General features: G+C 48.3%; 9 protein-coding genes. 8 read left to right on the top strand and 1 reads right to left on the bottom strand.

All coding sequences use genetic code 11. The features are described from left to right. Positions 1-6: 6 nt before the first annotated feature. Positions 7-2,055, bottom strand: a complete 2,049-nt coding sequence (dinG, locus tag EYB30_RS10125) for an ATP-dependent DNA helicase DinG (protein ID WP_241698008.1) — start codon at positions 2,053-2,055, stop codon at positions 7-9. Positions 2,056-2,522: 467 nt separating this feature from the next. On the opposite strand from dinG, the gene EYB30_RS10120 reads away from it, so the two are divergent. The 8 genes from EYB30_RS10120 (at position 2,523) to dnaX (ending at position 14,494) form a co-directional block, all read left to right on the top strand. After that, positions 2,523-5,507: a TonB-dependent receptor domain-containing protein gene (locus EYB30_RS10120; RefSeq protein ID WP_166838802.1), complete on the top strand. Its 2,985-nt coding sequence runs from the start codon at positions 2,523-2,525 to the stop codon at positions 5,505-5,507. Between the two features lie 260 nt (positions 5,508-5,767). Next, positions 5,768-8,614 carry a TonB-dependent receptor domain-containing protein gene (locus EYB30_RS10115; RefSeq protein ID WP_166838801.1) on the top strand — a complete coding sequence of 949 codons (2,847 nt, stop codon included), beginning with the start codon at positions 5,768-5,770 and terminating at the stop codon, positions 8,612-8,614. A gap of 136 nt (positions 8,615-8,750) precedes the next feature. Next, positions 8,751-9,263 carry a hypothetical protein gene (locus tag EYB30_RS10110; RefSeq protein ID WP_166838800.1) on the top strand — a complete coding sequence of 171 codons (513 nt, stop codon included), beginning with the start codon at positions 8,751-8,753 and terminating at the stop codon, positions 9,261-9,263. 124 nt (positions 9,264-9,387) lie between these two features. Next, positions 9,388-9,846 carry an HvfA family oxazolone/thioamide-modified RiPP metallophore gene (locus EYB30_RS10105; RefSeq protein ID WP_166838799.1) on the top strand — a complete coding sequence of 153 codons (459 nt, stop codon included), beginning with the start codon at positions 9,388-9,390 and terminating at the stop codon, positions 9,844-9,846. A 57-nt stretch (positions 9,847-9,903) separates the two neighbouring features. Next, on the top strand, positions 9,904-10,752 hold the full coding sequence (locus EYB30_RS10100; RefSeq protein WP_410200342.1) for an HvfB family MNIO-type RiPP peptide maturase: 849 nt from the start codon (positions 9,904-9,906) through the stop codon (positions 10,750-10,752). A gap of 4 nt (positions 10,753-10,756) precedes the next feature. Beyond that, positions 10,757-11,521, top strand: a complete 765-nt coding sequence (locus EYB30_RS10095; protein WP_166838797.1) for an HvfC family RiPP maturation protein — start codon at positions 10,757-10,759, stop codon at positions 11,519-11,521. 235 nt (positions 11,522-11,756) lie between these two features. Continuing rightward, a complete protein-coding gene (gene apt / locus EYB30_RS10090) occupies positions 11,757-12,305 on the top strand; it encodes an adenine phosphoribosyltransferase (RefSeq protein WP_166838796.1) in 549 nt (182 codons plus the stop codon). A 41-nt stretch (positions 12,306-12,346) separates the two neighbouring features. Next, positions 12,347-14,494 carry a DNA polymerase III subunit gamma/tau gene (dnaX, locus tag EYB30_RS10085; protein WP_166838795.1) on the top strand — a complete coding sequence of 716 codons (2,148 nt, stop codon included), beginning with the start codon at positions 12,347-12,349 and terminating at the stop codon, positions 14,492-14,494. The last annotated feature ends 68 nt before the right edge of the window (positions 14,495-14,562 follow it).

Below are 14,562 nucleotides of genomic sequence, written 5' to 3'. Positions count from 1 at the left end.
TTCCTGTTAGTAGTCAATCTGGCGACGAAAGGGAGGCAGGGCATTTAGCATTGCACTGCCGTAAGTTTTGCTGACCAGGCGCCGGTCCAGAATCACTATTCTACCTTCATCCTGCTCCTGGCGCAGTAGTCTACCACAGGCTTGTACCAGTTTCTTCGCGGTAGCCGGAATCGTCAGCTGGACAAAAGCATTACCGCCTTTTTTACTGATAGCTTCGGCCAGCGCCTCTTCCAGTGGAGAGGTAGGCACAGCAAACGGCAGTTTTGTGATCACCAGGTTTGTCAGCAGCTTACCGGGCAAATCCAGGCCTTCTGAGAAGCTTTGGGTACCAAATAAGATACTGGTGCGGTTGTGCTGGCAATTATCACTGTGTAATTGCAGTAAAGCCTGACGTGATGCTTCACCTTGTACCAATAATGAAAAACCTTTGCTGCGTAGTTGCTCTGCCACCTGCTGCATTTGCCAGTACGACGCAAATAGCACCAGGCTGGCCTGATTATCCGGTAAGTATTGCGGTAATATCGTCGCTAATTCGTCCGTAAAGGCCTTATCGGTAGGCTCAGTTTGCATTTTCGGTAGCAGGATCTGGCCTTTTTCGGCATAGGCAAAGGGCGAGGCGACCTGCAGGGTCTGCACACCGTCAAACTGGCTTAAACCCAGATCATATTTAATGTATTGAAACGAATTAAGCGCTGTCAGCGTGGCTGAGCACAGCACCACGGCAAAGGCATCATTAAACAGCAGTTGTTCTAATTTAGCGCCAACCCCGAGCGGGCAGGCATGGCCAATAACATATTGCCCCGGGTTATGCAGCGCTACCCAACGTGCTTGCTGCACGCTTTTGTCCTGCGGCAGACTGTACAACTGCCACAACGCTTGTTGCTGCTCCAGCTTCTGATACAGGTAACTGAGTTCCTGCAGCAGCGGCATGCTTTGTTTGGGCGGCAGTTTTAAGTCATTACTATGTTCCTGCAGCTGTTGTTGTATTTTCTCCAGCTGGTTTAAGGCTTTTTGACTGGCTTGCGCCAGTTGTTCAGCTTGTTGCTGAATCAGCTTAGGTAGGGCTGCATCGCTAAAACGACATTCGGTTTTATCGCTAAACCAGCGTGGTTTAAACTCTTCAACACAGCGCTCAACCGGCTTAAGCAGGCTATTTAGCTCATTACAACTGTCATCAAAGCGCAGTAGCTCTTTCATTGCGGTGGCAGGCAGTATCGTGATTAATTGTTGTACTGTTTTTGTCGCTTTTTCCAGCCAGGGGCTGTTATCGGTCAGTTGGGCCTGGGCGGCAAAAAACTCCCGGGCGCTGTCCGGCAGATGATGCGCTTCGTCAATAATGTACAGCGTGTCTTGTGGCGCAGGCAGTATGCTGTTACCGCTGGATAAATCGGCCAGCAGCAAAGCATGGTTTACGACAAGCACATCAGCATGCTCTATCTCAGCGCGCGCCAGATGAAACGGACAGTGAGCATGGCGTCGATCTGCTTTAGCGCAGTGTAGCGGATCGGCGACAATGCGCTGCCATAATGTTTCGGTCAGCGGCTGCGCAAGGGTATCTCTGTCTCCCAGCCACTGGCGTTGCTGCCAGTTGTCGAGCAGCTTTTGCCAGTTAAAAGTCGCATCGGCAGCCGTAGCAAACAGTTCAGGATGTTTTTGTTGCTGTCGGACGCGTTCGATGCAGGCATAGCGCTGGCGGCCTTTTACCAGGCTGAATTCAAATAACAGTTTGCTATGTTGCTGGAAAAACGGCAGATCTTTATTAACCAACTGCTCTTGCAGCGCCACCGTAGCTGTTGCAATAACCACCTTTTTTTTCTGTGCCAACGCAAAGGGAATAACGCCCAACATATAAGCCAGTGATTTGCCCGTGCCGGTACCGGCTTCAATTAAGCCGATACGCTCGTGACGGTGATAGCTGCCAGAGACAATTTTGGCAATCTCAGCCACCAACTGGTTTTGGCCAGCGCGCGGCTGATAGTTTGGTAACGAGTCTTTGATGCGGCTGTGTATTGCGCGGATCTGGCTTTTAAGTTGGTCGCTTAGCATTATCGGCATGTGTTTTTATACAGTTGTGTGAGTGTATACAACATGCCAGCAACAGGCAAAAGTTTAAGTGGATTAATTAAAAAGTTTCATTTCCAGTTTAAATAAAGGAATGCATAACAATACGTTTTGTATATAAAAGTGTACGGTTTTGTCGCTTTGCCTCTGCTGTAGATATCGCAAGGCGCAAAGGCAGCTCATTTCTTTATGGATTAACGTGTATTTTCAGCCGATTACCTCTTTCTCACTTCAAAATTGCTGACGCTCGTATGGCAGTGTTTAGCTTCAGTTTGCATTTGAATGATTTTAACAAAAGTTAGCAAATGAATTCTTCATTCGTGTTGACCATAAGGAAACACTGCGCCTATTATCATTAGGTGTTAAAGAGGTTCCTTTCTGTGGTGAAAGGGGTTTTTAGCGCTGCGAGTGGTTGTCCATCTAAAATAGAATCGCTGATGACAGCGATCCAGGGAGATAACATGTATACGAATAATAAAATAGCTAAAGCCGTGCGCTTAGCCATTGCTTTTGGTGCTGCGTCGTCATTAAGCCTGCATTCTGTAAGTGCAAGTGCACAGGAAGAAGCTGCAGCAGAACAGCAAGTAGAAAAAATTCAAATTACTGGTAGCCGGATCAGAAGTGCTAACGCGGTTTCAACCAGCCCGATTGCAACGGTTGGCGAGTTAGAAATCGAACAGCAACAACAACCTGAGATTGAGCGTATTTTCCGTAATATGCCAGCATCATTACCGGGCGATAATGGTAACGTAAACAACGGTACTGGTGGCGCAGCGACGGTAAACTTGCGTGGTTTAGGTTCTAACCGCAACCTGGTATTGATGAACGGCAAACGGATGGTGCCCTACAACACCGCTGGTAGTGTTGATACTTCAACCATTCCTACCGCATTAATCGACCGTATTGATATCGTAACTGGTGGTGCTTCAGCGGTTTATGGTTCAGATGCGATCTCTGGTGCTATTAACGTTATTTTAAAGAAAAACTTTGAAGGCGTTGAGCTGGACATGTCGCACTCTCGCACAGCTGAAGCTGATGCGATGACAAAAAACATGGCTTTAACCTTAGGCGGCAACTTTGATAACGATCGTGGTAACGCTGTAGTGTCGTTTAGCTGGTTAAACCGCGACCCGCTATTGTTAGGTCAGCGTAGCCTGGGTAACTATGGTATTGCTACCGCAAGCGGAGCTAACTATCAGCAATTTTTAGATGGTATAGCACCGATTCCGCCAGCTGATCCACTCTGTGGTGGCAGCACACCTAACGTAGTTGCACCGGGCGGCGGTAGCGGCACAACAATCCCAACCCGTGTTGGTGTTGTTGGTGTACCAGCGGTTGCCGGTCAGTTTCGCGATGATGGTACTTTGGGCATAGGCCCAGCTTGTAGTGCCTTTAACTTTAACCCGTTTAACTACTATCAGACTCCTGCCAAGCGTTACAGTGCCACGGCAATGGCGCACTATGATATTAATGATGAACATTCGGTATATGGTACTTTTAACTTTACCAATACCTCAGTGCGGCAGCAGGTTGCACCTTCAGGTGTGTTCGGTTCTACATTCTGGATACCAATGGCTAACCCGTTTTTATCCACGCAGGCTCGTGATGCTATCTTAACGGGGGCTAACACCAACATTGGCCAGTTAAATGCTCCGGGTTTAGAAACCTGGCGTGATGTTAATGACAATGGTGTGGTAGACAGTGCTGACTCCTTACTAATGAGTGTAAACCGCCGCACACCAGAATTAGGTGCGCGCTCAACGTCATTCAATACTGATCAGTTCCAGATTGTCGCTGGTGTAGAGGGCTTTATTAATGATAGCTGGGCCTATGATGTGTCATTTCAACACGGCGAGACTAACCGGGTAAATACCAATGCCGGTTATACTAACGTAGCGAACATTGCCAACGCGTTAAATGCCGTGTCTGAGACCAGCTGTTTAACCGGTGGCGCAGGTTGTGTACCGTTAAACGTATTCGGTGGCTTTGGCACTATTACCCCGGCAATGGCGGCTTATGCGTCTGCAACCGCGTTCTCTACTACTGAGTACCAGCAGCGTGTGTTCTCAGCCATTATCGATGGCCCCTTTGATGCAGTGGTTTCTCCGTTTGCTGAGTCGTCACTGGCGATGAGCTTTGGTTATGAATACCGTGAAGAACTTGCTAATTTTAACCCTGATGAATGTTTGAAATTAGCGCCAGCCAGCTGTTTAGGTGGTGCAGGCGGTAACTCACTACCGGTTGGCGGTTCTTTTAAAGTCAACGAGCTGTTTGCTGAAGGTAAGTTGCCGTTGCTTGAAAACATGGCAATGGCCGATATTGTTGAGCTGGAGTTTGGTTATCGTCATGCAAACTATGACACTGTTGGCGAAAACGGCAGCTGGAAGTTAGGTGTAGCCTGGCGTCCGGTTGACGAATTGCTGGTACGGGTAATGAAACAAAAAGCGACCCGTGCACCTAACGTTGGTGAGCTGTATGCGCCTCTGACCTCAGGCCTGGATAACGCCGATCAAGACCCCTGTTCAGTCGCTAACGCCGGCAATATTGATGACACTTTGCGTGCCCGTTGTATTGCAACCGGCATGACCGATGCGCAGGTGGGTGCGGTTGATGACATTGTTAGTGGTCAAATTAACGTGTTATCAGGCTCTAACCCTAATGCCTTACCAGATGCTGAAACTGCTGATACTTTAACGGCTGGTTTTGTCTGGACACCTGAATTTGAATCTGTAAAACGTGTGCAGTTCTCTGTCGATTACTATGACATTGATGTTAAAGGTTATATTGGAGAAAACACACCGCAGGAAATTCTGGATGGCTGTTATGTACTGGGTAACGCTGCACAATGTGCTCAGATTAACCGTATCGGTGGTGGTTTAACCATATCGGGCTCTGGCGTACAAGCTTATACCACTAACCTGTCTTACCTGCGTACCAGCGGTTTAGAATTAGCCTTTAACTTTGGCTTTGACCTGGACAGCTACGGCTCACTGGATTTCGGCGGTAATGTTAACCGTTACCTGAAAGTTGAAAGCCTGAGCTCACCGGTATCTGAAGTAATTGACTGTAAAGGTTTCTATGGTACCAATTGCAGCCCGCAGCATGATTTACGCGCAACACAGCGTACTACCTGGAACTATGAAGATTTATCAGTTTCATTGTTGTGGCGCTACTTAGGTTCTATTGAGCGTGAAACGGCGCAACAAGCGGCAACCTTTGAACAATTCCGTGAAATTGGTTCATACAGCTACTTTGACCTGTTCGCTAACTACTATATTACCGATGGTATCAGTGTTAGCTTCGGTGTCGATAACCTGCTGGATAAAAATGCGCCAGTCGTGGGTGGTGAGGCAGCATCAACCGCCTTTAACAGCGGTAATACTTTCCCGGCTTACTACGACATGTTAGGCCGTACTTACAAAGCAAGTGTTAGTCTGAAGTTCTAAGTTAATTAACTACCTGATAAAAGCGGCTGGTAATCCAGCCGCTTTTTTTTATGCTTCAGTTTTAGCTGTCAATTTTAATTCATTTATAAGTTTCCAGAAAAGTTCAGTAAATATATTGACCCGGGCAAAAAATAACGTTTATTATCGAGGCGCGTTAAATCGGAGGATATCCGAGATAAGCGGAGTGCCAGCAGCCATTAATGGTTGGCATCTGTCGATAAATAGAATCACTAGTTAGATAGTGGTCCAGGGAGAAATACATGTATACAAATAATAAAATAAGCAAAGCCGTGCGCTTAGCTATTGCTTTTGGTGCAGCATCAGCAACAGCATTCACTGCTTCAGTTAATGCGGCTGAAGAAGATGCATCAGCCAAGGTTGAACGAATTGAAATTACCGGTTCTCGTATCCGTCAGGCTGATATCGAAGGCGCTAACCCGGTTACCGTCTTTACTCAGGAAGATTTATTAAAAACTGGTATCGTTGACGTTGGTGATTTTATCCAGCGTATGCCAGCGATGTCAGGTTCACCTATTGGTACTACTACTAACAACGGTGGTAGCGGTGCTGTTACTGTTAACTTACGTGGTTTAGGTTCAGCGCGTACTCTGGTTCTGGTTAACGGCCGTCGTACAGTAGATGGTGGTGACTTCCAGACTATTCCTTCTTCAATGATTAAACGCATTGAAATCTTAAAAGACGGTGCTTCAGCAGTATATGGTGCTGACGCTGTTGCCGGTGTTGTTAACGTTATTACCCGTGACGATTTCGAAGGCGTTGAGCTGTCTTATCAAAACAAGCAGCATGCTAATTTCTCAGCGGGTACTGAAGAGAGCTTCAGCATCGTAACCGGTAAGTCGTTTAACTCTGGTAACATTGTATTCGGTGTTGACTACGTTAAACAAGATGAAGTGTATCAGGGCGACGTAAAAGACGTAGCGTTCCTGCAAAACCCTTGGTACATCTTTGATGTTGAAAGCTTTAATGAAAATGGCCTGATCCCTGAAGGTGCAGAAGGTGAAAACGTATTCTCTGCCGGTTCTGGTTCAACCCCTTGTGGTTGGTATTACCTGGCAGGTGGCCGTACAGTAACTCTGGCTCCATGTCAGGATGGCGGCTTCGCAAACTGGGATGGCGCAGGCTATGAACCGACTGAAGATGAGTTCCGTCCTATTGTTAGTGGTGGCCCGGGTAACGACACCTACAACTATGCACCGGTTAACTTTTTACAAACACCGTACGAAAAAATCAACATTTTCGCGCACTCACGTTTTGATATCAACGACTCGCACCGCACCTACGCTGAACTACGTTTAAACCGTCGTAAGTCAGAGCAAGAGTTAGCGGCAGTACCTTACGATACTCAGTTTGACCCAGGTTTTGCTCCGGGTGTTGGTGTATCAGCGGATAACTATTACAACCCGTTTGGTGAAGATGTACTGCGTTCACGTCGCCGCGTACTGGAAGGTTCTCGTACCTTTACCCAGAACGTATTACAGGGCCAGGCAGTACTTGGCTTTGAAGGTGAGCTGACAGATACCTGGACATACGATGCTAACTATAACTACGGTTATACCCAGATCTCATCAGTGGATTACGGTCAGCTGTTTGGTCCTAACTTAAGCAAAGCTATGGGTCCGTCATTTAAAGATGACGCTGGTAACGTAGTGTGCGGTACTCCAGATGCGCCTATCACAGACTGTGTATCGTTAAACGTATTCGGTGGCCCTGGCTCTATTACCCAGGCAATGCTGGACTATGTTGCAGCGCCATTAGTTGACACTACTATCGCACAACTGGACCAGTTCCAGGCCGTTGCTTCAGGTGACATCTTTGAACTGGACGCTGGTATTGTTGGCATGGCGATCGGTGCTGAATACCGCCGTGAAGAGCTGAAAAATGAAGTTGACTCAGGTAAATTCCTGGGCGTAGTTACTGGTAACAAAGGCGCAGGTACCAATGGTTCACTGACTACTCGTTCACTGTTCTCAGAAGTTAACGTACCGCTGTTATCAAACGTACCTGGTGCCCAAATCCTGGAAGCCAAGTTAGGTCTGCGTTACGACGACTTCAGCGCGTTTGACAGCGCAACGACTTATCAGTTCGGTATCCGTTGGCAGCCGATGGATGGTCTGTTAGTACGTGCAACAACTGGTTCAGTATACCGTGCTCCAGCCATCGGTAACCTGTATGCTCCTCCGGGTGATTCTTTCCCACCAGCATCAGATATCTGCCGTGCTAGCAACTGGGGTGAATTAAACGCTGAGCAACAAGGTCGCTGTGTGGCTAATGGTGTGCCAACTGGCGGTGCAAGCTCTGAAGATTCTCAGGTTCGTGCTAAAGTAGGCGGTAACCCGGATCTGCAGCCAGAAGAAGGTGATTCACTGACCATCGGTGCAGTTTGGTCGCCAAGCTTTGTTGACGGTCTGACGCTTACTGTTGACTACTGGGCAATTGAAATTGATGATGTTATCCAGACCGTTGGTGCGGCTAACATTATGTCTGGCTGTGTAATCGGTGGTATTCAGGCACTGTGTGACAATATCGTTCGTGTACCAGATGGTAACATCGACTTTATCAAGCAATTGCCAACTAACCTGACCTCACGTACTGCACGTGGTGTTGATACCGAAATTCGCTATAACATTGATACTGATTTCGGTCAGTTCAAAACCTTCGTTGGTTGGACACACCTGTTAGAGCGTGAAGATACCGAGTTCAGCGGTGTAACGTCTAGCCTGGCAACGGTAGACCTGTTAGGTACGCACAACGCAGACCGCGGCGATACTTATGCTGAAGACAAAGTTAACCTGGCAGTAGATTATTTCTATAACAACCTGTCAGTTAGCTATGCAGTTGAATACATTTCTGGTATTAGTTACGCACCGACTTATTATGAAGGTGAAGTAACTGCTCCATCAGCAACTTACCACGATATTTCAGCAGCCTACGACTTTGATTTTGGTACCCGCGTTAGCGTTGGTGTAACTAACATCTTCGACAAGGCTCCGCCGTATATCGATGCTGGCTTCAACGGCAGCACAGATCCAAGTACTTACCGCATGTTTGGTACTGGCTACTACCTGCGTTTAACTCACAAGTTCTAATTTGTTGAGTGACTAATACAAACCCCGCCTTGAGCGGGGTTTTTTTTATGTTAAAGAAATAAATTGTTACGCATTCTTACAACAATATTTTCTGATTGTTATAAGGTATTAGGCAGTTTAGAAACTGGAGCTGAAAATGAAAAAAGTTATCTCATCGGTAGCAGCTATACTGCTTAGTTATACCGTCACTGCTGCTCCTGCTGAAAAACTGATCCCCGTTGGGGCTTACGGCATTGAGTATGAAAACGCCGTCAGATCAGTACAGCAGGGCGATTACAAAAAAGCATTTCCTGCTTTACTGAAGTATGCCCAGTATGGCGAAAAAATGGCACAGTATTTGGTGGGCACTTTGTTATTGACAGATGAAGTCGGTCAGCGTGATGTTTCTACAGGTTTGGCCTGGCTGCATGTCGCACTGGAGCAGGATACGCCATTGTGGCAACAAAAATATGAGGCTATCCTTGAGCAGGTTCCAGCTGAAGCATTAGCTTCGTTAAAGCCGACTTTTGACGATTATGTACAGAAATATGGTGCTGAGACTCAGGCAATGAGATGTAAATATGAAAGGGCGACTGGTTCTAACCGGCGCCAGCATATTTGCCGAAAAATTGAAGTGGCAGAAGGCAAATATAAAGTAGTAGAGTATTAGTCTGGCTGACGCGGCGATCTGATAGTTGTTGCAGCAGCCCTGAGGTTAAAAAATACTGTACCGCTGAAATGTTAGTATCCGTTGGCCGGTCTTGTACTCTGCAATTAACACAACAGGTGGATTTATGAAAACAGCAAAACATTCAAACGTCGCCATGGCAGTAGGTGCTCTGGTATTGGGTTCACTGGCAACAGTAGCGACGACAGCCAATGCTAACCCTTTTACTGCAGTAGAGCTGGCGTCTGGCTATGAAATGGCGGCCGGTGAAGGTAAATGTGGTGAAGGCAAGTGTGGTGAAGATAAAGCCAAGAAAGCCAAAGACAAGATGAAAGACGGCAAATGCGGTGAAGGTAAGTGCGGCGAAGAGAAGATGAAAGACAAAGCCGTACAAATGAAAGAAAAAGCCAAAGAAGGCAAATGTGGCGAAGGCAAGTGCGGTGAAGGCAAATGCGGTAGCGACATGGCAAAAGAAAAAATGAGCGATAAGGCCAAAGAAGCCAAAAGTAAGATGAAAGAAAAAGCCAAAGAAGGCAAATGCGGCGAAGGCAAGTGCGGTGAAGGTAAATGTGGCGGTAGCATGTAATCGCGCTTATTAGGGCCTGCAACAGCAGGCCTTTTACCTGATGCAGTGAGGTAAATGATGACAGCTGATACCCGAACAGTGACAGGTTCAGGCCTTGGATTACGCCGTGAAATGCTGGACGATATGTTGTTTGCCAAACCTGCCGCCATCGACTTTTTTGAAGTCGCGCCAGAAAACTGGCTACCCTTTGGCGGTAAGCTACAAAAGCAGTTTCGTAGTCTGACAGAGCAATACACCTTTATTTGCCATGGTTTGTCGTTATCGATTGGTAGCCCGGATCCGCTGGATGTTATTTTTGTTCGCCAGATAAAACAGTTTTTACAACAGCACAATATCCCTTTGTACAGTGAGCATTTAAGTTATTGCTCCGGTGGTGGTCATTTGTATGACCTGATGCCCATCCCTTTTACTGAAGAAGCCGTTGCTTACGTTGCTAAGCGTATCCGGCAGGTGCAGGATATTCTCGAACAGCCGTTGGTGCTGGAAAATGTGTCCTATTATGCTGCGCCCGGCCAGCAGATGTCTGAACAGGATTTTACCCTGGCGGTGCTGCAAGAAGCCGATTGCCAGCTGTTGCTGGACGTGAATAATATTTACGTGAACTCGGTAAACCACGGCTATGACGCCGGGGCGTTTTTACGCGCGATGCCATCACAACGTATTGCCTACTATCATATTGCCGGCCATTATAAAGAAGCTGACGATCTGCTGGTGGATACGCACGGTGCGCCAGTTATTAGCCCGGTATGGCAGTTGCTGGCGCAAGCTTATCAGTGGCATGGAGTTAAGCCGACCTTACTCGAACGCGATTTCAATATTCCTGAACTGGCAGTACTAGGCCAGGAGTTAAACCAGATTAAAGCCTTACAAACAGCCGCCAGCGATGCGCTTGCTTTGAGGGCCTGACACCATGGCATTTCAGCAAATACAGCATGCCTTTATTGCCCATATTAAAGATCCTGCCCAGCAACCGATACCGTCAGGCATTGAAGAGCGGCGGATGGCTATTTATCGTGAACTGTTTTTTAATAACGTGCAGGGCTTTGTCAGTTCGGCTTTTCCGGTTTTAAAATCGTTGTACACTGAGGCCGCGTGGCAAAGCGTAATACGGCAGTTTTTTATACAGTATCAATGTAGCAGCCCCTATTTTTTGCATATTGCCGAACACTTTTTGCATTATTTACAACAGGATTATCAATTGCAGCATGATGATCTGCCTTTTATGCTTGAACTGGCGCATTATGAATGGGCAGAGCTGTATCTGGCGACCAAACCATTGGCACACGGCGAAACGCCACTGAATGCTGAGCAGCTGGTTAGTAGCCAGTTGCAATTATCAGAGCTCTGTATGTTGCTGGCCTATCCGTATCAGGTACATCAGATAAGCACTGAGTATCAGCCGCGGCAAAGTGGTGAGGTGCAATGCTATTTACTGTATCGTAATGCTGCTGATGAGGTTAAGTTTGTTTTAATTAACCAACTGACAGCCGCTTTGTTGCAGGTGTTACAGCAGGCTCCCGGCAGCACCTTAACACAGCTGGTGGAACAACTGGCGCCACTGTTGCCGCAGTTCAATGCCAGCCAGCTGTTGCAAGGGGCGCAAGCCGTGTTGCAGGACTTTGCCGCAAAAGGCGTACTGGTGTCTTTTCAAGCAGAGCAAAATTCATTACCATAAGCGCCCTTAAATTCGCTGATGACAAAAGAGTAGTGCAATGGCAGACGAGAAGTTTAAAGAGTCATTTAACCTGTGGCAGTTTTTGGCCCTGGTTGCGGTGTTTGTGTCATTGCTGTGTCTGGCACCGATAGTGCGTTGGTTTCAGATCCTGGCATAATACTCAGACTTATGTGAAGGCCGCCTGCGGGCGGCTTTTTTGTCCCGTATGGGATCTTAACTTTTAAAGGTTTATAACATGGATAAGCAGGCTTTAGCGGCTGAATTAAAGCAGGTTATTAAGACAGTTGTCGATTACCCCAAGCCAGGCATAGTGTTTCGCGACGTGACCAGCCTGATGCAGGATGGCGCCAGTTTTAAAAAAGTCATAGACGCCTTTGGTCATTTTTACGCCGGTAAAGGTATTACCAAAATTGTCGGCACTGAGTCGCGGGGCTTTATCTTTGGTGCGCCACTGGCCTATGCGCTGGGCGTGTCTTTTGTGCCGGTACGCAAACCCGGCAAACTGCCGCGAGAGCGCATTAGCCAAAGCTACCAGCTGGAATACGGTGAAGATGCGTTAGAGCTGCATGCCGATGCGATAGCTGCTGGCGATAAGGTACTGCTGGTAGATGATTTACTGGCCACCGGCGGTACTATCGATGCAACCGCTAAGCTGGTGCGCAAACTCGGTGGTATTGTTGATGATGCTGCCTTTGTTATTGCCTTGCCTGAACTTGGTGGGGTAGCGCGACTGGAGCAGGCGGGGTTAAATATCTTAAGTCTGGTTGAGTATAGCGGCGAATAAGTTTAGTCTGTCAGCCTAATCATAGTAAGACAGCAGCCGTTATGAGTTATCAGGTATTAGCCCGCAAGTGGCGTCCACAGCATTTTGCCCGTTTGGTCGGCCAGGAGCATGTTAAAAATGCGCTGGGCAATGCGCTGAGCAATAACCGGCTGCACCATGCCTATTTATTTACCGGCACCCGTGGTGTCGGTAAAACCACCATAGCGCGTATCTTTGCCAAAAGTCTGAATTGCGAGCAGGGTATTACTGCTACCCCTTGTGGCCAGTGCTCTGCCTGTACCGAGATTGATGCCGGTAACTTTGTCGATTTGCTGGAGATTGATGCGGCGTCGCGCACTAAGGTAGAAGACACCCGCGATTTGCTCGACAACGTGCAGTATGCGCCCAGCCGTGGCCGCTTTAAGGTTTATCTGATCGACGAAGTGCATATGCTGTCAAAACACAGCTTTAATGCCTTGCTGAAAACCCTGGAAGAGCCACCGCCGCACGTCAAATTTTTACTGGCGACGACCGATCCGCAAAAGCTGCCGGTGACAGTGTTATCACGTTGCTTGCAATTTAACTTGCTGGCGCTAAGCCCGCTGCAGATAGAGCAGCATCTGGCGTTTGTATTAGAACAAGAGCAGATCCCGTTTGAAACTGAAGCACTAAAACTGCTGGCGCGTGCTGCCAAAGGCAGTTTGCGCGACTCGCTGAGTTTAACCGATCAGGCTATAGCGCAAAGTAATGCCAATATTACGCTGGAGACCGTGCGCAGCATGTTGGGCTTTTTAGACCAAAGCTGGTCGCAGCAATTGCTGCAGGCGGTGATAGCGCAAGATGCCAGCCAGTTACAAGTTCAGCTGGCGGCGCTGGTGCAACAACAAAGCAATTTTGTACAGGTGCTGGATGATATGTTGTCGTTGTTGCATCTGGCAGCATTAACCCAGTTTAGTCACACTGCGGCAACCTTTGCTACAGAGCAAGGCTATGTCCAGCAGCTGGCAGATAACCTGGCGCCGGCGCAGGTGCAGTTATATTATCAGTTACTGATCAGCGGTAAAAAAGAGCTGGCCTATGCGCCAGACCCGTTAACCGGGCTGGAAATGACGTTGTTGCGGGCTATGGCTTTTGTCCCAGAAGGAAGGCAACAGGCTGGCGCGCCGACGAGCACTAAACCCGCTGCTGCGCTGCTGCCTACGCCGACAGCACCGCAAAAGGCCAAACCGGCAATAGAGCAACCGGAGCAGATTTCTGATGTTGCCGCTGCTACGACGCCACAGGCGGAGCCGGAGCCGCCTGTGCCACCAAAAAATCAGCCACAAGAGCAGCCCAAGGTTGGCCCTGATAGCGCTGTGGGCATCGACCCGGTAACGGCGCGGATTATGGCCCGGCGTGGCGTGCAGGTAACGGCAGCACCTGAGGCAAAAAAGTCTGAGCGCCTAAAGGCGCCTGATACGGTGAAAGCTGCGCAAGCTGAAGTTATGCCCCAGCCTATGCCTCAGCTGCACAGGCCAGAACCGCAGGCATTAGAGCCAGCAGTTAACCAGCTGCAAACTCCAGCCAAGCCGCAAAGTGCTAATCGGCCGCCGGTCGAGCCTGTCGCTGCGCTGGCAAAACCCGAGACGCCAGTTTACCCCGATAGTGTCGCGACGGCGGACAATCCATACAGCAGCGATGACAGCGAGATGCCGCAGTATGATGCTGCAGCGGCTGATGCCTTATGGCAACAGTATCAGCAGGACGTACCAAATGCGGACACTGCAATACCTGCGGTGCTGGATAGTTTTGATGGCAGTATTAATGAGCAGAATTTCTCGGTGCGTTTTGCTGCTCAGGTAGATGCCTGGGCGGCCCGGGTAGAAACCCTGGATACCGGCGGTTTAAGCCGGCTGTTTTTACTGAACGCCGCTATGCAGCTGGACGGCAATCAGCTTAATTTAACCGTGGCGCAAAGCCAGCAGCATCTGGACAGCCCGGCATTTAGGACTAAGTTACAGCAAGTATTAGAGCGCAGTTTTAATCAACCGCTAACTATTACTATTAACTACCAGGCCAGCGTGGAGCAAAGCCCGCTGGCTATCCAACAAAAAATTGTGCAGGAGCGCTATGCTTACGTTAGCCGCTTATTGCAGCAGGATGAAAAAGTACAGCAATTACAACAGTTATTCGACGCCGAACTGTTGCCCGATAGCATTGTCGTTAACTAACAACGACAATGGCTTCAGGCGACATGGCTTGTAATTTGGCGGCGAAGTTATTATCTTGTCGCCGTCAA

It is taken from the genome of Rheinheimera pleomorphica, assembly GCF_011634895.1.
Taxonomy (GTDB): domain Bacteria; phylum Pseudomonadota; class Gammaproteobacteria; order Enterobacterales; family Alteromonadaceae; genus Alishewanella; species Alishewanella pleomorphica.
Note: the sequence above shows the minus strand (reverse complement) of the source record. Positions and strands in the feature narration are given on the sequence as shown.